Consider the following 20,472-nt stretch of genomic DNA (forward strand, 5'->3'; position numbering starts at 1 on the left):
AGTCTCCATAACCGTTACATTGATCATTGCTTGATATAACGTGCAGGAATGTGATCGGCCAGCCAGATATTATCGTTTCCATGGTAAAAAAGGATACCGTCTTTGGCTGCCTGAGAGGCATTAATTTTCAGGATTACCGGCTGATCATCACGTCTGCGTCCCACTTGGGTGGCGGTATCCCTATCTGCGGACAGATGTACATATTGTCGCTGCCGCGGCTGCAGCCCCTGCTCCATAATCGAAGCCACCGCGCGTGCTGGCGTGCCATGATAGAGTATTTCCGGTGGATCGGCAGGTATTTTGGATATCTTTTGCGGAGTTGAGTGACCATATAATGCCCGGATGCGACCAGAATGGATCTCGTGTCTCTTCTTCTCGGAGGCTTGAATCATATGCTCCAGATCCTCCTCCGTTACTTCCTTCCACTGTGGACTTTCATGTAACGCCACGAGCAATTGCTGAATCTCTACCCAGCCCTCTTCGTCCAGCTCCAGTTCATACTCCCATGGGGCATGTCGCAGAGCGTATGAGAGCTCTTTACTTAACTTCATCAGATCCATTGCGATCATCTCCCCAATCTACTAACGCGCATCTATTTCTCCGGTTGTACCGCAGTCAATATCTCCTGAATGTTACGGGCAAGTCCTTCATCGTCTTCCTGGTTGAATTGGCGGTGACCATCAATGCCGCGATGAATAATCGTGTTCATGACAGGATGAGCCTCCCGGTCCGAAGCCACCCGAATCAGGTCATCGGCAAAATCCACCGCTTGCTGCTCACTGTAGTTAAACGGCTTGATCAGCATACGGATACTAAGTGCATGAGCCTGCGACTCTCCGAACTGATCCCGATGGGTAATACCATATACAGCGCCGAATCCAAATGCCGCTATCACCTGACGCTCCAGCTCCGTTGTCTGTTCCAAAGGTGTGCCAATCAGTTCGCAAATTCTGCTCACCATCTGCTCCAGTTCTGTGGCAGCCGCTGCCAGAATTACATCATTAATATCATCCGCGTTAATAAAATCAGTCATATTGTAGTTCTCCATTTCTCAGCCGTATTTGAATGCAATCTCTCAGACTCTCTGACCACATTGTATCGGAGATACAGTGCTCGTTTCAAATCACCTACATATCGACTCTTCTTTTACTCTAATATTACCCTTATATAAGTAAAGTGGCTTGCGATTTAAAACGATTTTTGGCGAGCCCAAGTGCAAGTTTATCGATGCCTAGATAAGGTACACTATCAGCCATTCGAGGCTGCATTCCACCTCCCACGGCAAATTCACTTTGCGTGTCTGTCTCTGGCAGATCAAGTGTCACTTCCTGGTCAGCCCATACTTTTTTCACTACCCCGGATTTCATCAAATCTTCTACGGCTACGCCAGGGACTGTTAACGCAACGCCATTTAGCGCTGTCTCGTACTCCTGGGTAATCCGGATCGAGGCAGCATCATAAGATAGGCCTCTCTTCTGCTGCAAAGACTTAATGTGCTGCTTGAATTGCTGATGATTTTGTTTCACTTTGCTCGTAGCCGTAAGCTCTGACATCTTCTCATTGTTTAGTGCAGCCCGTTTTAAGGCAACTGCAGCGGGTTCGCTTTTGAATTGGACAATCACGTTTACCAAATCGCTACTTTTGGTATTCACCCTGGCGTCAATCACTTCTCCATCCATAACCTGAAGCTGGTTTAGGGCTTGTCTTTCTTCCTTCGTCAGAGATTGCAGAATGGACTTAGCACTTTCACTGTTCTCGAGAGCACCAAAGGCAGGCGCTGCATAAGCAGGCATGGAAAACATAGAAGATAACAAGACTCCTGCTGCTATAAAACCGGATAACAATCGGGCTGATTTTCGTTTCATTTCATACCTCCTGCGGTTTCCTATTAGATTAGGATTATCGTATTCCGCAGCGTATGGAATGTAAATTGGGGTAATTGAGTATGTTAATAGATTGAATCGATCTGATATCCTTCTAAAAAATTTACATATATATAGACCGAATTATCTAATTTAGAGACTTTATTTTACATAACCAGGACTCTACCCTTTTATTTACAATCGACTTTAACAAACAAGTATCTCTAGACCTAAAAACACTTTCGAAAATGAAGCGTTTTTTCAAAAGAAAATGACTTTTTATGCTAATTTCTCATTGCGTTCAATACAAAACTTCTGAAAAAAAAGCGTAAAAAAGCTCACATCATTGTTCCATAGACCATACTGATGTGAGCTTTTTTAACTTCCCTAAAAAAAGCGCTGCAATAGGAACTACACTCATCCCCACTAAAACTTCATCCCGTTAATCCACCACTGATTTGTAACCACACCCTCAACATCATAGCATTCATTAATAAGGGCATACATGAGTAGAGTTCTAGAGAAATTTCTCTTAATCGTCTGCCTAACACTCCCCTTCCAGCTCCGCATCTGTCCAATGAAGCTGAACACCCTGCCGAATCAGCTGCTCCTGATAGGACTGAAGATGCTCTTCTGTGTCTCTTACTGCCGCCGGTTCTACCTGATTAGCAATCGCATATGCCGCAAGGGTACCGGATGCCTCACCAATATTCCATTCGGTGGGATGCAGACGGTAACAACCGTTCGCGATCTGGGTCATGGATATATTTTTGCAAGCTGGAAGCAGGTTTTTCATCCGCACCGGGATCAGCGAGCCTAAAGGAATCTCATAGGGATGGTTCGGAATATAAAAGGTACGCTGGCTCACGGTTGTGGGATGGAGATCCAGATGATAGCTGCCTAACCCTACGCTGTCCTCGTAACGTTTTGCACCCTTTGCTCCACGTAATTCCTTGCTGACATCCTGCTCGGTAACGGTATACAGGCCGCGGATTCGACGTGATTCCCGAATATAGGGAGCTTTCGCCAGGCCGTCTTCCGTGCCTAGCACATCTCCGCGCAGCCGTAGGCCGGGATATCCCTTTCCGCCATCAAGGCGGGGAGCCTCTGTTTGAAGCCAATACACCAATGAGAGAGTTAGCTGTCTTGCACTATCCAGATGCTGTTGCCTTTCCTCTGGGGATACGCCGATCAGCGGACCATCGTAATAATCGTTCAGTGCCCAGTTAAGCAGTGTAACTTCCCCGTCGTTCAATGGTTCTGACCATAGGCCGGGATCAACGATCCGCCGATAATCCCATAGGGAAACAACGCCCTGTTCATTCGGGAACATCGTGAACTCTTTCAGCTTGGAGGTATCATTGGCATCCGAAGCGTACCAGCTCAGGATCGGATATGGTGAGAACGAGGGAACATATTGTCGCCAGTAGTCATATTCCCGTGGACGGGGAATCGTGAAGTTTCCATCGTGTACATAATCCACCGCAGCCACATGGGTAATCGACTGCATGTCTAGCGGGTCTGCTTCTTCCAGGGCATGTGGTTCACCCGTCTCCCGCCGAGATTCTGCTCCGCTTACATGCTCCACTCCGGCAAGGGGAAGCAGATCGCCGCACTCTGTGGCATCCAGATAATAGGCACCCCGGAGCTTAATTAAACCTCCAGTTCGCCCTTCACGCACAGTCACGCCAGTCACCCGATCACCTGCTGTATCTGCATGAATGGGTACGGTATGATAGAGCACTTCGATCCGTCCAGTATTCACGTAAGGCGCAAGCATCTCATGCAAAACCGCAAGTGCTACCTTGGGCTCATGTGTCAAGCGGCTTACCCAGCCATTTCCAGGATTAAGGATGGGATTACGCCTGGCGGATTCTATAAGTGGGTAATTCCTTCTGTAATAATCCCTGACCCTGCTACGAAACTCACGGTAGGATGCGGTGCAACCGGATTGTTCAATCCAGCGGTGCTCATCCGGGGGCACTGCCTGCGAGGTCAATTGGCCACCAAGCCAGTCCGTCTCTTCCGTCAGAAGTACCCGCTGACCCGCTTTGGCTGCGGCTAGTGCCGCCGCCGTCCCTCCAAGTCCGCCGCCGATAATGACAACATCAGTGCATTTCTCCTGCTCAATAGCCAAGTGCTTTCTCCTCCTTGTCGCTGCCTCCTGGCCAGGCTGATCCGTCTTGGTACAACCGCTCCAGAGCAAGTCGTGCCGCCCCGAAGCAGCCAGCCCGGTTGCCGAGTTCAGCAGCCACAATCCGGCCTGCCAACCCTTCACTGTGCAGCTTGTTGGTAAGCTCATGCCACCATATGGCATGGTCATGAATCACTCCGCCTCCGAGAATAATCAATTCGGGATCAATTGATGCGCTGACATTAGCAATAACCAGCGCCAAGTCGGCAGTGTATTGCTCCAGGATGACCAGTGCAGCTGCTTCACCTTTAATTGCAGCTGCCATGATTTCACGGCCATGAGTATAAGTACTCTCCGTCTGTTCCAGCGCAAGCCGCTGCAGCGCACTGCCGGAGACATATTGCTCCACACAACCCTGTTTGCCACAATTGCAAGGTCGTCCTCCAGGCACAAGTACACTGTGCCCCCAATCACCGCCACGCCAGCCAGCTCCGCGCTGCAGCCGACCTTCGAACATATTGGCACCTCCGACACCAGTGCCAAGAGTAAGCATCACCAGATTTTGCCTGCCGCGTCCTACCCCAAGCCACGCCTCTCCGATCAAAGCGGCATTGGCATCGTTATCGGCAACTGCAGGCAATCCGAACGTTTCCTCCGCCCATTGCGTAAGCGGCATGCCCTGCCAACCGGGTAAATTGTCGGTGGCGTAGACCACTTCCCCCGTAGTTACGTTCACCCTGCCCGCTGAAGCAATGCCCATAGCCTTCACCCCGGCACATCTTGCCAGCAGTTCACTCAACAGCTCATTCAACTGACCAAGTATGCCTTTCCGGCCCTGACACGCCTCTGTTGCCCGTGCAATTTCCACAACAATCATTCCGGCTTCATTCACCACTAGTCCCTTGATTCCCGTGCCTCCGATATCCACGCCAATGACCTGCCGCATCTGCTCCTCCCCCATTCAGACACATGCTTCAATAAATACGGTCAATAACAGCCCTTGCTGTCCATTCCTTCATCTTCTTGCTCTCTTCCACATGCAGTTCCTCCAGCCCCTGGCAGAGGAGATCGATAATGAATAACTGGGATATCTTGGCCCCGACGGAGCCACCTTCGAGTGGAGATTCCTTACCGGCAGTCAAAAGTACGATATCAGCAATGGAAGCAATAGGGGATTTGGCATAATTCGTCATGGCAATAACCTGTGCTCCGTTTTGCTTGGCCTTCATCAGCATATCATTCGTATCCAGCGTACTCCCCGACACGCTGATGCCAAAAGCAACATCGCCTTCCCGCATTGTCACCGCCATCATGGACTGAATATGGCTGTCGGAATTGGCTTCCACACGCCGCCCGATGCGCAAGAAACGATTCTTGGCATCCAGAGCCGTAATCCCCGAAGAGCCTACACCAAAGAACTGTACATGTCGTGCTTGATCTAGGCACTGTACAGCCAGCTTCAGTTGTTCTCGATCCAGCATCCCCAGAGTCGACTGAAGCACACCCGCCATGGAAGCATATAATAGGTCCGCAATATCACTCCCCCCTCTCTCGCTTTCCGGCTGGTTCTGCCGTTTTGGCAGCCCTTGGGCCAGCATCAGCTTGAAATCCTGATAACCTTTGAAGCCGATTTTACGACAGAAGCGCATCACCGTGGTTTCTCCCGTCCCCGCAAAATCAGCCAGCTCCGTCACGGATAGATAGATCAGGTTATCCGGATGCTCCACTACGCACCGCGCTACCTTCTGCTCTGATTTGGTCATTGATGGGTAATACGTATTAATTCGATCCGTCATTTCCATCGTTTCTCATCCTCATCTTTGTCGTCACTTCCGCAAACCGCCGGGTGATCAGCTGCGGCCGTGTTATTGCAGAGCCTATCACAACAGCGTAAGCCCCCAGTTCCAGCGCCTTTTCCATCTGGGAAGGCTCGCCGATTCGCCCTTCGGCAATTACCGGAATCTTCAGCCGCTGAGCAGCTAGATTCAGCAGCTCCAGATTCGGTCCATCCTGCTGCCGGGAGTAAGGTGTGTAACCAGAGAGTGTAGTCGAAACACAGCTAACTCCAAGCGACTCAGCGTATACCGCTTCCTCTAGAATGGAGATATCCGCCATAGAAGCCGTTCCGCTTTCGTTCAGAAAGACTGTAATTTGCTCAAGCGTATTGTTCTCCGGCCGCTTCTGCCGGGTCGCATCAAAGGCAATGATGTCTGCACCAGCCTCCAGCAGCTCGTCGATTTCTCTCATTGTGGGGGTGATGTATACCGAAGAATCCGGGTAATTGCGCTTAACAATACCGATGACTGGCAGCGATACGGCTTGTTTGATCGCCCGCACATCTGCGGCACCGTTCGCCCGAATCCCGGCTGCTCCGCCTTCTTCAGCAGCCGCAGCCATCCGCGCCATGTACGCCGCGCCGTGCAACGGCTCATCCGGCAGCGCCTGACAGGAAACAATCAGCCCCTGATGCAGTTTCTCCAGGATCATTTTTCTCAGGCTCCCCACCCTCTCTCTCATATTCTAATTCTTCATCGCGAGGGCAGCAGGAACGAACCGTACAGAAAGCCCCACTTCGAACATCCGGTTCCACGGCATGTAACAATCAGTAATTTTTACACTTCCAGAAGAACTGTCTATTCGCACAACAAGCTCCTGACGCAGCCGTTCCTCTACTCGGGCAGCAATGCGGCCTCGCGGTCCATCCAGCAGATATTTGCCATATCCCATCTCCTGCACCGGGCCATTGCTAAGTTCTCCCCGCACAACTGAACAATAGCAGACATCCTCGGCATACCGCAGCGCCAGAAAATCAAGATGCTCTTGTGTACGCCCATAGATCAGATAGATCATGGCCTGCGAGATGACGGTCCCGAGCGAGTTGGAATTGGTATTCCAGGCCGCATATCCGGCAAGTTCGAATAACATGTCTTTATTCCGCAGCATCTTGACCAGCTTCTGATCACCGCCATTGGCGTACCCGACATCCGCAACAGCAATCGGTTTCCCCTTGCACCGGAGCAGATATTCCCCGTATTCTATTAATTCCATCAGATTCCGGTATACATCATAACTGTAAAATGCATGCTGCTGTGATACTGCCTCTGCCATCGTCTCTCCTGGCGTACTGATCAACAGGACCAGGTCCGCCTCAGCCGCGCTCGATGCGATAAGTCCGCCTGCGGCCAGAATCTGATACTTCAGTGTCTCATAGAAAAATCGATCCTCGAACAGCGGCGTAACAAATGCGCCTTGCACAGACGAAAGGCGGGGATATACGAGCGGCATTCGGCCACGGGCCTTGTTCATCATCCGGGTAAGCAGTACGCAGCCCACTTCGTCTGCTCCTGGATACATATAGACCTTAAGCTCCAGATCAAGAGCAGTAATGCTTGCCCGGACCTTCTCTTGATCCTTCGCCGTATGACCATAAGGCGCCGAGTCATCCTGCGGTACGATCATGAACTCGATAATTCCTTCCTTTACCAGAGCCATCACCAGTTGGTTCGCTGCAATATTTATCGCCCTTCGCCCAATGTAATCTTCCAGCACCTCGGCTGGCAGCCGGGTGTCGATATCATCCAGTTCGCGGATCTCCTCGTCAGTCGCAATTCCGAGCTCCAGCCGATGGCTGATGAAACCTTTGCGAAAAATCTCTCGTCCCCAGTCGGCGTAATAATCCGGCTCCTCATCTGACAGAGAATATTGTGGACAGCGCATAATCAGTTGGAACGCATATAAGGTCAGCTGAGGGTGACGTTCCTTGATTCCCCTAAGTCGCTCCAGACGTTCGGTCAGTTCTTCCAGCTTCAACTCATGTAGTCGCGATGGAATAATACCGCCATAGAGCAGCGTATCCAGCGCAACAACAGCACCGTCTGCCCCTGCACAGCTTTTCTCCAACCAGGACCAGAGCTGCTCCACGTCGCCTGGGCGTTTCTTGAGTCCCATCATTTCCAACGGAGGACGTTCCACTGTGAATTCTGTCCCATGCGCCAATAAATAAGGGAACTCATAATTGCAAGGCCGCTCATCTAGCGGGACAAGTGCTAGCTTATACTGCTTTGGCATGAATGCGATCATCCTTTCTTTGCTTTGGTCCGGCCGTCTTCGTACCTCGTTCGTTTTATCCTTTAATCGCACCCGCAATACCTTCCATATAGTATTTCTGCGTGAAGAGAAACACGATGATAATCGGCAGCACCGAAATCATCGTTCCGGCGGCAATCCAGCCAAAATTGTAGGAAAACTGGCCATTTAAATACGTAAGAGCTGCTGCCAGCGGATACTTCTGTGGATCATCCAGCACTACAATCGGCCACAGGAAATTGTTCCAGAACGCCATGACCTCCAGCAACCCAATGACGGCAATCCCCGGTTTGACCAGAGGCATGACGAGTTGTACGAAGATACGAAACTCGGAGGCTCCATCCATTTTGCCAGAATCCCTGATATCCACCGGGATGCCCATAAAGGTCTGCCGCATTAGAAAGATGTTGAACACCGACACCGCAGCCGGGAGCACCACACCAAGAAACGTATTGCCCAGATGCAAGGCCTGTATGGTCAGATAATGCACAATCATGGCCGTTGCGGACGGAATAATCATGGTCGAGATCATTAGCGTAAATACCAGATTCCTTCCCTTAAAACGGAAAACCGCCAGCGGATATGCCGTCAAACATGACAAAATAATGTTGAACACCACACCAAGCAGGGTTATGACCACGGTATTCATAATGTAGCGCGGAAACTCCATAAACTCCCACACCTGCACATAGTTGTCGAAAGCGACGAACGTGGGCAGGATCGCTGGCGGATTGGCGAACACATTGCGGCCTGGCATTAGCGATACGCTAAGTAGCCACAGGAAAGGACCCATCATGAACAGGGCAAGCAAAATCAGCAGAATGTAGGTAATTAGATAACGTAACCCTTTAGGTATCAATAGGAATTCACCCCGCCTTTCCGGTTCAGACGGAACACCAGCACGCTAAGCGCTCCTACCAATACACTGACGATCAGTCCAAGTGCCGAGGCATAACCGAAGTTGAACTGCTCCAGCCCTTTTTGAAAAATATAAACACTTGAGGTCAACGTCGATGTTCCTGGCCCGCCTTTGGTCAAAATATAGACCTCGTCGAACACGCGGATCGCCCCCATTACTGAGATTAAGGTACAAAAAAGAATATGCGGCCGCAGCAAGGGAATGGTCACGTGAATAATCATTCTCAGAGGCCCTGCCCCGTCCACCCGGGCTGCTTCATAGAGATCTGCCGGAATGCCCTGAAGTCCTGCCAGATACAGCATCATGTAATAGCCAAGACCTTTCCACATGGTGATGAACATCAGAACATACAAAGCTGTATTGCTCGTGGAGAGCCAGGAGACCTGCTCGCTAAGAATCCCTACCTTCAGCAGAAGATAATTGACCACGCCATTATTGCCCAGCAACCAACTCCAGATCAGTGCCACTGCAACCATTGAGGTTACGACAGGAATATAGTAGGCTGCCCGAAACATTTTGACACCCGGAATCCGGCTGTTGACCAAAATCGCCATTAAGATTGAGAAGAGTTGAATCACTGGCACAATCAGCACATACACCAGCGAGTTCCACAGCGAAACCAGAAAATTGTGATCTTTGAAGGCACGAGTGAAGTTATCCAGTCCTACGTAATGTGTCTCCGTAATAACAGAATAATCGGTGAATGAGAGCGGTATCCCGTAAATAATCGGCCAAAAGGTAAACACCGCCAAAAACAGCAAGCCTGGTGCCATAAACACCCATGCGGTAAAAGATTCGGATCGAATCGCCTTATACACCTCTCATGCCTCCCTCTCCTCAAGGATCGAGGGGGAGATCTCCCCCTCAACAAGCTTTACCGATATCGTTTAAGAACCCTGGCTCAGAATATTGTTAACTTCCTTCTCCACAGAGTTCAGTGTCTCTTTAATGTCCGCTTCATTCATCAGAATTTCCTGCAAGCCACGCGTCAGCGCTGAGTTGATGTCCGCAGCACTCGGGACGCCGACCATATAGTCCGTCGCTTTGTCGAGACTCTGGGAAGAAGCGACCTTCGCTTCGGCTTCCAGTGAGCCGTCGGATTCCGTAAAAAACGGATCTTGAATGGAGGCTTTGCTCGACGGCAACGTGTTGGCTATCTTGGAGAAGGCAGTCTGATTCTCGGAATTGGTAATAAAGGCGGCAAATTCTACAGCCTGCTCGGGATTCTTGGACTTCTGCGGCACGACGAGGTTCATGGAGTTGGAGAGTCGCAGGTTTGCTTTGCCCGTTGGCAGAGGTACGGCAATCGTATTCTTGTAAACATCCGGCGCAGACTTCTTGATGAAGTTGATAAAGGTTGGTCCCGACAACTGGAAAGCCACCTGCTCTCCAGAGAAATACTGGATCTGCTTGCTGAATTCCGCATCCTCCTTCAGTACCACACCTTCGGCCATCAGATCGCGCATTTGGGCGATCATCTCCTCAGCTGCCGGCGTATTGAAGGCCGCGGCGGTTTTATCCTCATTCAGGATCGGGATGCCATCGATTGGGAACAACTTGGAGACAAGCTGCTGCGCATATCCCGCAACTCCAGTCTTCTCATAGACCTGGCGGCCCCACTCAACCAACTCCTCCCGAGTCTGAGGAGGATTCGCCGGGTCAAGGCCCGCTTGCTGCACCAGCTTAGTATTCATGAAAAGCACTTCCGTACCTGTGTACCAAGGAAGCGCGTAAGCCTTGCCATTCAAGATAGTAGAATTATAAATGCCTTCAAAGTAACTCTTCGCTTCCTCATCTGTCAGATATTCGCTCAGATTCAACAAGGCTCCCTTGCTTCCCAATTGACTGGCAAATTCGGTGTTCAGATTCACAACATCAGGGCTGTTGCCGCTGGCCGTACTGGTCAACAAACGCTGTGAAATCGCATCATAAGGGTAGTCCTTCCACTGCACTGTCACACCAGGATGACTACTCTCATACTTGGCAATCAAATCATTAAAGTAATCATTGAAGGTGGGTTGCAGTGCAATCGTCCAAAACTCCAGGGTGACAGGCTCTCCAGTGGAAGTGCCAGTCTCGGCTTCTGTGCCTGTTTCCCCAGTGCTTCCCGGACTCGGCTTACCCGCCGTATTGCCATTCCCTCCGCAGGCGGCAAGCAACATCGCCATCATAACGACTAACAGCAAAGATACTGTAAAACCCTTTCTGTTGGTGGTCACACAACATTCCCCCTCAGTTTGGTGTAAGACGGGAGCCAGCGCTTGCGTCCGATGTCCTGACTTATCACTCCATCTTTCAAATGGAGTATATGCAGCCTCTGGAATTAGAATGAAGTATTTTTCCATAAATAAATTTAAAAAAGAAATAATTTTTCTTTCAGATCACAGAAAATAAGCCAGTTCGGCCCGTAAGGGAGGCGAACTGGCTTGTTTATTGTGTTATATCTCATTAGGCGTACCTATTCGGTATGAAAAGGTTATCGTTCACGCCGTCTCATGCTTTTTGCCCGGATCCAGATCATAGACCTGAGTATGTTCATTCTCTGCCAATGTCCATTCCAACGTGCCTGGTTTGCGTATTTTCCACATCAAGGCTTGAACTCGCAGAGACCTTCTGACCCAAGCCAGCGAAGCGCAGCGCTTTTCGGCACGGACAGTCAGCCCCCAATGAATGACACGAGCAAGCCATGGATTCACATACGTGTTGTGGCTGCGAACAGAGGGTAACTCATCCTGGAACAGACGTTGTTTCACGTCCATCGGGGGCTGTCCGCATGTCCAATAATGGAGGAGAGCTGACAGGCTATAGATGTCTGACATCGGTCCCTGACTGGATTTCTCGGAATAAAATTCAAGCGGCGAATATCCCGCAGACGTAAAGATTGACTGCTTGCCTCCAGATTGTGTGGGCCAGCGAGCAGCCGAACCGAAATCCAGCAGCATAGGCGTCCCGTCCTCCATAATCATAATGTTGGAAGGTTTCACATCCCGGTGAAGAATCCCCTGTTTATGAATGTAGTCGAGGGTGTCCACCAGAGGAAGCAGCGTCCCCTGAATAAATGCAGGGTCCAGTGCATGGTCATTTTCGTTCAAATACTCATTCAAGGTCATCCCGCTGCAGTATTCCGTAATCAGGTACCCAGTATCATTTTCTTCAAAATGATCGATGTATGTAATGATATGGGGATGGCTGAGGTCAGACAACAATTCACCTTCCACCAAAAAGGCAGCAAGCAGCTCCTGATATTGCCCGCCAAAGCCGCGCGAAGAGCAGTACACTCCCCGCTTATCGGATTGACGCGAAGCCAGCCGTTGCGGGAAAAATTCCTTAATCGCTACCTTCGCCCCTGTATTTTTGTCTCTTCCTGCATACACAATAGCCAGCTCGCTGCTGGCGAGTACCTGTCTTACCTGATATGTATCGTTTAGAATGGCATTGCGCTGCAGTGCCATTTTGTAATTGTCTTTTCTCATAACAGACCCTCTTTTCAACCTTGTTGATCGGAAGACTTGCCGCATGTTGCACCATTCCGTTCCAATCAGCAGGCGTTTCATCGCCAACCATATATTTAAACCAAATGATGCAATTCGAAACATAGTCATGCGGGAATATTCATTAAAACAATCCTCTAATTATATGTTATCGACAGATGGGGCGGTTTATTTTATTAAACTGGAAAAACACTTCACTCCGCCCCGTCCCTGCAGCCTATTCGTAGTTCTTCTGTAGAAACTGGCGAATTTCCTCGTTCATCTGAATGAGCACGTCTTGAGACGGAAAATGACCCGTGTCGTATTTGACGGCTTGTACATTCGGAATAATTTTCTGAGCTCGTTCAATGACCTTGTCCCCAGGGAAAAAGACATCTTTCTCTCCGACCAGCAGCAGCGTTGGCGACGTATAATTCACCAGCTCTTCCCGCTCCGTAAGCTTCGGATTATCCTGCTCCATGCTGACGTATTTGAAGATTTTGCCCATAATGTTTTTATCCATTTCCTTCATGCAGTTGCATGACATGGTGCCTGTAATTTTTTGCAAAGAAGATGGAGAAGAAGTCATTCGATATTTCACAAGTGGTAGAACGATATCCTGAGCTGTTTTAAATTTCGAACCGACAGCCAGTCCAGCAGGAGATACCAATACAGAACATGCAATACGCTCCGGAATGTACGTAGCCAGTCTAAGGATAATTCCACCGCCAAAAGAAGGCCCGATAAACGCACTTTTTTCAATCTTGTAATGGTCCATCAAGTCGGAAACCCACAAGGCCATACTATCAAACCTCGCCGAGATTCGTGTCTCTTCACTGTAACCGGGGTGACCGATCGTATCGGGAGCAATAATCCGGTAATCCTTGAATAAGGAAGAGAACCATGACAACGTCATCGGATTCACACAGTTTCCGCCCTGGAGAATAAATAAAGGTTTACCGTTTTCAGGACCCGTCAATAATACATGCGTTTGCCCAAACCTTGTCTCCACGTATTCCCGTGTAATGCCTTCGCCCAGATTCTCAAGATAGGCTTCATAATCCTCAAGAATACTGCTCTTGCCTTCTTCACTTCTATAAATGGAACTCATGTCTGCCTCCTGCAATGTGTACTCTTCCCAATACCTTCACGAAAAATGGGTGGACCAAAAAGATAAAGAGGGCCTGCAGATGACAGGCTCCTCCATATGTGTAACTTCTCATATTCAGATGATTATAGAATGGAAACTGGAAATTGTAAATATCGTTTCTAATAGACTTCATATAATGTAACACACGTTTAGGATCTTTGCTTATTTGCGCCCATAATCCGCCTTGATTTCGCCCCACTGTTTCGTCTGCCATTTCAGCACTTTGTTGCTGTACGTATTCGTACGCAGCCATTGCTCCGCACGGTCAATCATCAGCCAGATCTCTTCTGTCGAGGTATCCCGAGCCAGTGTGGTGGATACCTTTTTTTGCTTCAGCCATTTCATGGCGTTTACGGAGTCGGTATACACGGTCTTGTTGCTGCCTTCTTTTTTGAGATGCGCCAAGGCATGTACAATAGCCAGAAATTCACCCAGGTTGTTCGTGCCTTTGGAGATCGGTCCGACGGAGAAAATAATCTCCCCTGTGCGAGTGTCCACCCCTTTATATTCCACGGGTCCTGGATTTCCGCGCGTACCTACGTCAACGGAGATGCTGTCGTAGTCCACTTCTTCCGAAGTTTCCATACCTGCGCTTCTGCGGCTGCTGACGGACTTGGTTTTGGAAGAACTACCCGATCCGCTTGCACCAGTTCCCCAGTTTCCCTTCCATCCGGAACGGTAAGCCTCTTCGGCTGCGGCTTTGGATTCATACGATTTATATTTTGCCCCGGTAAAATGATCTGTCTGCGCTTTGCATTCCGCCCACGTGCTGTATACGCCTGGCTGCTTGCCAGCCCACACGACATAGTATTTTTGTTTTGCCATCAATACCCGCTCCTTCGTTTGCTGCATTCAATACCCTATTGTAAACGAAAGGAAGGAGGGAATGAAAGCACCGGATAAGGAATTGCCTAGTTCATGGACGCGCCCTACCTCCATCCATTCAACATGTCTAATGCTACGACCAAAAGCATTCTTTCATTATGTTTGATTTCGTGCTCAATCACTTGTTGACATCTAAGTATCTGTTCGTCGGACAGCTTATCCTTTAATTGCTCTAACAGCATGAATGACTGTGCACACACTTCCAGACTGGTATCCCCAATAAATGGAATGATGTGCTCTATATGTTGTATGTAATCCAGGTCTTCAAGAGCGTATAACAGCGTCCCCCTGCTTCCCAATGTTCTGGGGTCCATTATAGCTTGAATTAATGGCTCGACCGCTCGCTCATCTCCAAGATCGGATAATGCGATGGCCGTTTGGTTTCGTAGTACATTGTTTTCTGTAGTTTCCAGAAGCTTTATCAGAAAATGAATTTTAGAGGTATCCTTGTTCTCACCAATATGCATTATTCGTTGTAAAGCTTCTTCCGTATCTTCTTGAGAAAGAAATTCTTGTTTTATATTCGTATGCATCGTAAGTTGTATCACTCCTCGTTTGTTAGCAGAAAGGAACTACCTTAATAACATCGGTCATTTTCCTCATTTGGAACGTAGTATAATGGTCCTTTTGTTTTTGGGACTATTTTCCCCAGCTTGATTGGGTACGCAACTTACTTGAATAATGACAGCCATATTATTTGCTTGTCTAGGTCTTATGCTGGTCATCGAGTCCTCCCTTGTTTCGAAATCTCCTTGACTTTAGTTTGATGACAAACTATATTGGAGTTATGAAAACAAGAGACGCCATATCACTCATATCCAAAATTAAAGAGAGTTCCAACCGTTTTATCGTATCCGAGATGACCAAGCATGGAGTTCAGGATATTGCCACTTCGCATGGCGATATTATCTATGCTCTGTATCACAGACCTAAAATGACCATGGCCGAGATCGCCAAAAAAATTGGCAAAGACAAATCTACCGTCACAGCGCTTGTCGACAAGCTGGTCCGTATGGGATACGTCATCAAGGAGAGGAGCCACGATGATACCCGTGTAGTTCATGTTGCCCTAACGCCTAAAGGCGAGGATCTAAAGCCCATTTTTGAGGAGATTTCCCAGAGCCTTCTGAATGCCTTTTACGCGGATATCACAGAAACAGAGAAAGAGGAACTGCTGCGGATACTGATGAAAATTCACAGCAACTTCTAAATTTTTTTGGATGAATAGTTTGATATAAAACTAAATGTTTGGAGGATTTACACATGACAGACTATACCAAATTGCTGCCTGATCATACCGTAAAGTACATTGGGGAACAGGACTTGTATCTGGAGATATTTGAGGGAGATGTAGTTCCAGGGATAAGTGGCCATAGACCCCCACTCTTATTCGTTCACGGTGCCTATACAGGCAGCTGGATGTGGAGCAAATACATCCCTCATTTCATCCATGAAGGCTGGACCTGTTATGTCATGAATCTGAGAAGCCACTACAAGAGCAGAGTGCAGGACATGACCCGGGTGACCTTCGAAGATTATCTGGAGGATATTCAGGAAGTCATCGCCGAGTGCGGGGAGCCGCCTGTTCTTATTGGATTCAGCATGGGTGGCATTCTCAGTCAAAAGCTTGCAGAAACGTCTACCCTTCGAGGGTTGATCGTGATCGATTCAAGTCTAAGCCAGGAAGTTCTTCACTCCGTGCCATATGAAGCGGACCGAATAACGCCTGGCCTCATCGTTCCTGCACCCGTTCGCGATGAACTGACCAGCATAGATGAGTCGGCAGAGGACATTGCTTTTCAACGCAAGTACTTGGCCATGGAATCGTCGCATGCATTCAGCACATTCTCCGCGTTCTTCGGCGATGCAGACGTTGTATCCATTAACGGTGAGTCCATTACATGCCCCAGTTTGGTCATCAAAGCCGTATCCAGTGACGAAGAGGAGCTGCGAGGCAGGCTGACCGCTAAGCAGCTTCACGCGGAATACGCCGGACTGTGGCATACAACCCATACCGGACTGCTTGTGGGTCAGCGATATATGGAAACTGTTGAGATTATTCTGGAGTGGCTGCAGCGGAGAAAGAGCGAGCTCTCCAGTTAACCTTGGCTAGAATCGATTAATGGTTGATTATAATAGCAGGCTGTTTTGAGAACCACGCCCAGGAACGTACTTCGGGTCTTTACGTCATCCTGGGGGCAGCCTCATTACGGATGTGCATCATCTGGAAATCCCACACTAGTGATTATGTATATGATTTGGATAATAAAATCAAAAGTTTCTCTTTTACATCCGTCCATTCATTGTTTATGATGCTGTAAAAAATATTATCATGAATCGAGCCGTCTGCCTTTATTCTGTGCTTACGGAATACGCCTTCCTTCTTGGCTCCGATTCGTTCAATGGCTCGTTGCGATCGAACATTTTGTCCGCTTACGGAGAACTGCACCCGCATTAAATTCAGTTCTTCAAAGCAATATTGCAGCAAAAGATATTTGCACTCCGTGTTTACTCCCGTCCGCCAATAGTCAGGTGTAAGCCAGGTCCATCCAATCTCTGCATTTCGGTTACCCATGTCAAGATCGCCAATTCGGGTAGTTCCGATGATCGCTCCTGTCGCTTGATCCACAATGGTGAAGGGAATTTGTGATCCGTTCTTTTTATTCTCCAGTGCAAGCGTCAGTACTTGATCGAGTTCTTCAGGTGTATGGATCGTTCGCCAGGTGTATTCCCATACTTCTGGAGTAAATAAGACACGAATTAATTCCGCCTTGTGGCTGTTTTCCATCGGAATAAGAGTTACCTTTTTCCCTTCCAGAACAACATCTTTGTCTTGCATGATAACTGTCCACCTCCGTCTGGTTTTATATAAAACATAATATAGATAAATAAGCTGCCAGTATAGACTCCTCTTGGTGCAAAACGTAATCATTTTTACAGGGCAGCCGGAAGTGCTTCTGCATCCGATTCAATTTAGAAATACGTTATAACTTCATTCAGATGAGAAATGGTCACTTTAAAACATCAAAACCGCCCATCAATGATGGACGGTTCCTTTTTTTACTTCTTTCTTAGTACAAGGTACCTCATCCGTATTAAAACCATTTGCGCTTTAACCTTGCGTTGTGGTTGCACTTCTATTTTTGAAGAGATAGATCCCCGCCATGAGCACAAACCAAACCGGAGTAACAAACAGCGCTACCCGTGTATCTTCTGCCAATGCTAGAACTACGAGCACAAACGCCAGAAAAGCCAAAATCAGATAGTTCGAAAATGGATAGAGCGGCAGTTTAAACCGACTCCGACTAGCGAGTTCCGGCTGGGTACGGCGGTATTTCAGGTGACAGATCACCATGATCCCCCAGACAAAGATAAAACACACGGTCGAAACACTTGTAATCAGTGTAAATACGCCCTCAGGCATCACATAATTCAGAATAATCGCAACCAGGATGACCAGTGTGGAGAAAAACAGCGCATTGGAAGGCACCTTTCGGCCATTCAGGCGGGCAAGCGACTCCGGCGCATTACGATCCTTTGCCATTGAGAATACCATACGGCTTGTACTGAAAATGGCACTATTGCACGCCGAAGCTGCGGATGTCAGCACCACGAAATTCACAATGCCGGCGGCTGTCGCAATACCTACGGCTGCAAACACCTGCACAAAGGGACTTTCACTCGGTACTATCGCGTTCCATGGGTAGATGCTCATAATAATCAGCAGTGCACCAACATAAAAGAGCAGCACACGGATGGGAATCTGGTTAATGGCTTTGGGAATAACCTTCTCCGGGTTCTCCGTTTCCCCCGCTGTCAGTCCGACCAGTTCCATACCTACAAAAGCGAACACCACCATCTGGAACGAAATGATGAACCCATGCATGCCATTCGGGAACCATCCCCCATGACTCCACAGATTGGTAAAGCTTGCGGTCCCCTGATCTGTAGTAAAACCTTTAAATATCATATATAAACCGACAACAATAAGTGCCAGAATGGCGATTACTTTAATTAGAGCGAACCAAAACTCCATTTCACCAAATAGCTTCACCGTTGCCAGATTCATGACCAGCAATATCACCAACGCAATTAAACCGGGCATCCATTGCGGTACATTAGGAAACCAAAACTGCGTATACATGCCTACTGCGGTAATGTCCGCCATGGCGATGGAGATCCAGCAAAACCAGTAGGTCCAGCCGGTAATGAATGCTGCCATATTTCCCAGGTAATCACGCACAAAATCCACAAAGGAATGATACTTCAGGTTGCTTAACAATAGCTCCCCCAATGCACGCATGATCAAAAACAAAACCACACCTGTTATGATATAGGCCAGCAGTATGGACGGTCCTGTCAATTGAATCGTCTTGCCCGCACCCAGAAAGAGGCCTGTCCCAATTGCACCCCCAATCGCCATGAGCTGGACATGCCTGTTTTTTAATCCTCGTGTTAATGTCTCTTCCTGCATGGTAAACCACCACTCTCTTTCTGCACATGCTCTCTACGTTGCTGAAACTTGTATACAACCCATCATATAATAAAGTGACCAGAATACCTATCCTTCATTTATGTTTTTTTTATGCCAAAGAGGCCACCTCTTCTAACAAGGCGCCCTCTGTTCTGGTCAACTATTTTTGCTTATAGAACTCATGATACAGCTTCATTAACGCCCGTTTCTCAATCCGTGATACATACGAACGGGAGATGCCGAGTTCCTTGGCAATTTCGCGCTGAGTCCGCTCTTCCCCGCCTGCCTCCAGGCCGAATCGTCCAATGACAACTTCCTTCTCCCGATCATCGAGGATGTCGAGATTGCGGTAAATTTTGCTTTTTTCAATCTTAAGCTGCACCTTGTCTACGACATCATCCGCTTCGGTTCCAAGGATATCGATCAATGTAATTTCATTGCCCTCTTTGTCCGTTCCGATGGGATCATGAAGGGAGACGTCTTTGCGTGTTTTCTTCAGGGAACGGAGATGCATCAGAATTTCATTCTCTATACAGCGGGCCGCAAATGTGGCGAGTTTGGTTCCTTTGCCTTGCTGAAAACTTTCGATGGCCTTGATTAAACCAATGGTTCCGATCGAAATCAGATCTTCCAGGTCTTCCCCCGTATTGTCGAACTTCTTGACGATATGCGCAACGAGGCGCAGATTGTGTTCAATGAGCAAATTGCGGGAGTGGGCGTTGCCTTCAGCCATGAGGCGCAGGTGTTTGGCTTCTTCGTCCTCAGCCAGCGGCTGGGGAAACGCATTATTTTTGACATACGAGACGAGCAGCGTTAACTCTTTGATGAACAGGGCAATTGCGGTAAACAATCCGGGCACAGATGACACCTCCTGCAGTTTTACAACGATCTGGCCTGAGCACGTGAAGGAACAGGGTCGATCTATTGTATGTAGGCGGAGGCCCAGAAGTGCACGTACACTTGAAAAAGGGAATGTTACTGCGATGATTTAATGGATCTTTATTTTAGGGAATACCGCTGCTTTAGCTGCGATTGTGCAGCCTATTTTTTGCCATAAGTATCACGTACTCACTTCAACAATGGAGCCAACCTTCTGAAGGAGCAGGAATTCTTTCTGTATGCTCTCGATAAAATATTTTTTCTCTCCCAATATAACGACATCACTCTCGGCTAATGGAACATCGCTTTTGAAATAGATAAAATTATCCGCGCCTCTGAATGCGCCTTTATAGTAGTACACGTTGTCACCTTCTCTTTGGAAAAAATGATATTAATCATTATTAAGCTTTTGGATATATGTCTAATCCGGTCACAGCTTGCTTTGACCAATTGATTCTGACTGTCATACGTATACTCCGTATCTTTGGTCGATATACCTTTCCACTGTTGGGTCTTTTTACTAGCTGAACAAGGAAAGTCGATCATCGTGTATTGCGGTTCCACCGTATCCGCCTGCACGTACGAAGCAGTATGACGGGAGCTGAAGCCATCA

21 protein-coding genes are annotated in these 20,472 nt (G+C 48.3%); 2 read left to right on the forward strand and 19 right to left on the reverse strand.

Translation table 11 applies throughout. The annotated features are described in order from the left end of the window. Nucleotides 1-23: 23 nt before the first annotated feature. From AB3N00_RS17845 to AB3N00_RS17915, 15 genes are all read right to left on the reverse strand, one after another. On the reverse strand, nt 24-560 hold the full coding sequence (locus AB3N00_RS17845) for an RNA 2'-phosphotransferase (RefSeq protein ID WP_413035762.1): 537 nt from the start codon (nt 558-560) through the stop codon (nt 24-26). A 32-nt stretch (nt 561-592) separates the two neighbouring features. Further along, nucleotides 593-1,033: an Imm48 family immunity protein gene (gene imm48, locus AB3N00_RS17850; RefSeq protein ID WP_413035763.1), complete on the reverse strand. Its 441-nt coding sequence runs from the start codon at nt 1,031-1,033 to the stop codon at nt 593-595. Between the two features lie 130 nt (nt 1,034-1,163). Further along, on the reverse strand, nt 1,164-1,865 hold the full coding sequence (locus AB3N00_RS17855; RefSeq protein WP_413035764.1) for a protease inhibitor I9 family protein: 702 nt from the start codon (nt 1,863-1,865) through the stop codon (nt 1,164-1,166). Nucleotides 1,866-2,406: 541 nt separating this feature from the next. Next, entirely contained in the window at nt 2,407-3,993 is a 1,587-nt protein-coding gene (locus AB3N00_RS17860) for an FAD-dependent oxidoreductase (RefSeq protein ID WP_413036070.1), read from the reverse strand. Beyond that, the gene (locus AB3N00_RS17865; protein WP_413035765.1) at nt 3,989-4,957 is read right to left on the reverse strand and encodes an ROK family protein; all 969 of its coding nucleotides are present in this window, start codon (nt 4,955-4,957) and stop codon (nt 3,989-3,991) included. Before AB3N00_RS17865 ends, AB3N00_RS17860 begins: the two co-directional genes overlap by 5 nt. 13 nt (nt 4,958-4,970) lie before the next feature. Further along, a complete protein-coding gene (locus AB3N00_RS17870; protein WP_413035766.1) occupies nt 4,971-5,798 on the reverse strand; it encodes a MurR/RpiR family transcriptional regulator in 828 nt (275 codons plus the stop codon). Further along, nucleotides 5,776-6,483, reverse strand: a complete 708-nt coding sequence (locus AB3N00_RS17875; protein ID WP_413035767.1) for an N-acetylmannosamine-6-phosphate 2-epimerase — start codon at nt 6,481-6,483, stop codon at nt 5,776-5,778. The genes AB3N00_RS17870 and AB3N00_RS17875 overlap by 23 nt, the downstream gene beginning before the upstream one ends. Nucleotides 6,484-6,516: 33 nt before the next feature. Beyond that, nucleotides 6,517-8,064 carry a DUF4127 family protein gene (locus AB3N00_RS17880; protein WP_413035768.1) on the reverse strand — a complete coding sequence of 516 codons (1,548 nt, stop codon included), beginning with the start codon at nt 8,062-8,064 and terminating at the stop codon, nt 6,517-6,519. Nucleotides 8,065-8,119: 55 nt separating this feature from the next. Then, nucleotides 8,120-8,941, reverse strand: a complete 822-nt coding sequence (locus AB3N00_RS17885; protein ID WP_413035769.1) for a carbohydrate ABC transporter permease — start codon at nt 8,939-8,941, stop codon at nt 8,120-8,122. After that, entirely contained in the window at nt 8,938-9,819 is an 882-nt protein-coding gene (locus AB3N00_RS17890; RefSeq protein WP_413035770.1) for a carbohydrate ABC transporter permease, read from the reverse strand. The genes AB3N00_RS17885 and AB3N00_RS17890 overlap by 4 nt, the downstream gene beginning before the upstream one ends. A gap of 69 nt (nt 9,820-9,888) precedes the next feature. Beyond that, nucleotides 9,889-11,220 carry an ABC transporter substrate-binding protein gene (locus AB3N00_RS17895; protein ID WP_413035771.1) on the reverse strand — a complete coding sequence of 444 codons (1,332 nt, stop codon included), beginning with the start codon at nt 11,218-11,220 and terminating at the stop codon, nt 9,889-9,891. 264 nt (nt 11,221-11,484) lie between these two features. Beyond that, nucleotides 11,485-12,474, reverse strand: coding sequence for a serine/threonine protein kinase (locus AB3N00_RS17900; protein ID WP_413035772.1), 990 nt, complete (start codon nt 12,472-12,474; stop codon nt 11,485-11,487). 235 nt (nt 12,475-12,709) lie between these two features. Then, nucleotides 12,710-13,582 (reverse strand): alpha/beta fold hydrolase, encoded by an 873-nt coding sequence (locus AB3N00_RS17905; protein ID WP_413035773.1) that lies wholly within the window; start codon nt 13,580-13,582, stop codon nt 12,710-12,712. Between the two features lie 201 nt (nt 13,583-13,783). Further along, nucleotides 13,784-14,446, reverse strand: a complete 663-nt coding sequence (rnhA, locus tag AB3N00_RS17910) for a ribonuclease H (RefSeq protein ID WP_413035774.1) — start codon at nt 14,444-14,446, stop codon at nt 13,784-13,786. 104 nt (nt 14,447-14,550) lie between these two features. After that, nucleotides 14,551-15,039: a HEAT repeat domain-containing protein gene (locus tag AB3N00_RS17915; RefSeq protein WP_413035775.1), complete on the reverse strand. Its 489-nt coding sequence runs from the start codon at nt 15,037-15,039 to the stop codon at nt 14,551-14,553. 254 nt (nt 15,040-15,293) lie between these two features. On the opposite strand from AB3N00_RS17915, the gene AB3N00_RS17920 reads away from it, so the two are divergent. Both AB3N00_RS17920 and AB3N00_RS17925 read left to right on the forward strand, forming a co-directional pair. Continuing rightward, complete coding sequence (locus AB3N00_RS17920) at nt 15,294-15,716, forward strand: MarR family winged helix-turn-helix transcriptional regulator (RefSeq protein ID WP_413035776.1); 423 nt, start codon at nt 15,294-15,296, stop codon at nt 15,714-15,716. A gap of 53 nt (nt 15,717-15,769) precedes the next feature. Continuing rightward, nucleotides 15,770-16,609: an alpha/beta hydrolase gene (locus tag AB3N00_RS17925; protein ID WP_413035777.1), complete on the forward strand. Its 840-nt coding sequence runs from the start codon at nt 15,770-15,772 to the stop codon at nt 16,607-16,609. A gap of 142 nt (nt 16,610-16,751) precedes the next feature. Here the strand turns inward: AB3N00_RS17925 and AB3N00_RS17930 are convergent, their stop codons facing one another. The 4 genes from AB3N00_RS17930 to AB3N00_RS17945 form a co-directional block, all read right to left on the reverse strand. Beyond that, nucleotides 16,752-17,345 (reverse strand): GNAT family N-acetyltransferase, encoded by a 594-nt coding sequence (locus AB3N00_RS17930; protein ID WP_413035778.1) that lies wholly within the window; start codon nt 17,343-17,345, stop codon nt 16,752-16,754. 273 nt (nt 17,346-17,618) lie between these two features. Further along, nucleotides 17,619-18,980: an amino acid permease gene (locus tag AB3N00_RS17935; RefSeq protein ID WP_413035779.1), complete on the reverse strand. Its 1,362-nt coding sequence runs from the start codon at nt 18,978-18,980 to the stop codon at nt 17,619-17,621. A 160-nt stretch (nt 18,981-19,140) separates the two neighbouring features. After that, nucleotides 19,141-19,839 (reverse strand): RNA polymerase sporulation sigma factor SigK, encoded by a 699-nt coding sequence (gene sigK / locus AB3N00_RS17940; protein WP_095289757.1) that lies wholly within the window; start codon nt 19,837-19,839, stop codon nt 19,141-19,143. A 201-nt stretch (nt 19,840-20,040) separates the two neighbouring features. Beyond that, nucleotides 20,041-20,220 (reverse strand): hypothetical protein, encoded by a 180-nt coding sequence (locus tag AB3N00_RS17945; RefSeq protein ID WP_413035780.1) that lies wholly within the window; start codon nt 20,218-20,220, stop codon nt 20,041-20,043. Between the last annotated feature and the right edge of the window lie 252 nt (nt 20,221-20,472).

It is taken from the genome of Paenibacillus xylanilyticus, from assembly GCF_047246825.1.
In the GTDB taxonomy this organism is placed as follows: domain Bacteria; phylum Bacillota; class Bacilli; order Paenibacillales; family Paenibacillaceae; genus Paenibacillus; species Paenibacillus xylanilyticus_B.

Coding starts and splice junctions, on each gene's coding strand:
- AB3N00_RS17870 (WP_413035766.1), bottom strand. CDS start 5,798: ATGGAAATGACGGATCGAATTAATACGTATTACCCATCAATGACCAAA.
- AB3N00_RS17920 (WP_413035776.1), top strand. CDS start 15,294: ATGAAAACAAGAGACGCCATATCACTCATATCCAAAATTAAAGAGAGT.
- AB3N00_RS17905 (WP_413035773.1), bottom strand. CDS start 13,582: ATGAGTTCCATTTATAGAAGTGAAGAAGGCAAGAGCAGTATTCTTGAG.
- AB3N00_RS17925 (WP_413035777.1), top strand. CDS start 15,770: ATGACAGACTATACCAAATTGCTGCCTGATCATACCGTAAAGTACATT.
- AB3N00_RS17880 (WP_413035768.1), bottom strand. CDS start 8,064: ATGCCAAAGCAGTATAAGCTAGCACTTGTCCCGCTAGATGAGCGGCCT.
- AB3N00_RS17855 (WP_413035764.1), bottom strand. CDS start 1,865: ATGAAACGAAAATCAGCCCGATTGTTATCCGGTTTTATAGCAGCAGGA.
- AB3N00_RS17845 (WP_413035762.1), bottom strand. CDS start 560: ATGGATCTGATGAAGTTAAGTAAAGAGCTCTCATACGCTCTGCGACAT.
- AB3N00_RS17875 (WP_413035767.1), bottom strand. CDS start 6,483: ATGATCCTGGAGAAACTGCATCAGGGGCTGATTGTTTCCTGTCAGGCG.
- AB3N00_RS17865 (WP_413035765.1), bottom strand. CDS start 4,957: ATGGGGGAGGAGCAGATGCGGCAGGTCATTGGCGTGGATATCGGAGGC.
- imm48 (WP_413035763.1), bottom strand. CDS start 1,033: ATGACTGATTTTATTAACGCGGATGATATTAATGATGTAATTCTGGCA.
- AB3N00_RS17935 (WP_413035779.1), bottom strand. CDS start 18,980: ATGCAGGAAGAGACATTAACACGAGGATTAAAAAACAGGCATGTCCAG.
- AB3N00_RS17900 (WP_413035772.1), bottom strand. CDS start 12,474: ATGAGAAAAGACAATTACAAAATGGCACTGCAGCGCAATGCCATTCTA.
- AB3N00_RS17915 (WP_413035775.1), bottom strand. CDS start 15,039: ATGCATACGAATATAAAACAAGAATTTCTTTCTCAAGAAGATACGGAA.
- AB3N00_RS17930 (WP_413035778.1), bottom strand. CDS start 17,345: ATGCAAGACAAAGATGTTGTTCTGGAAGGGAAAAAGGTAACTCTTATT.
- rnhA (WP_413035774.1), bottom strand. CDS start 14,446: ATGGCAAAACAAAAATACTATGTCGTGTGGGCTGGCAAGCAGCCAGGC.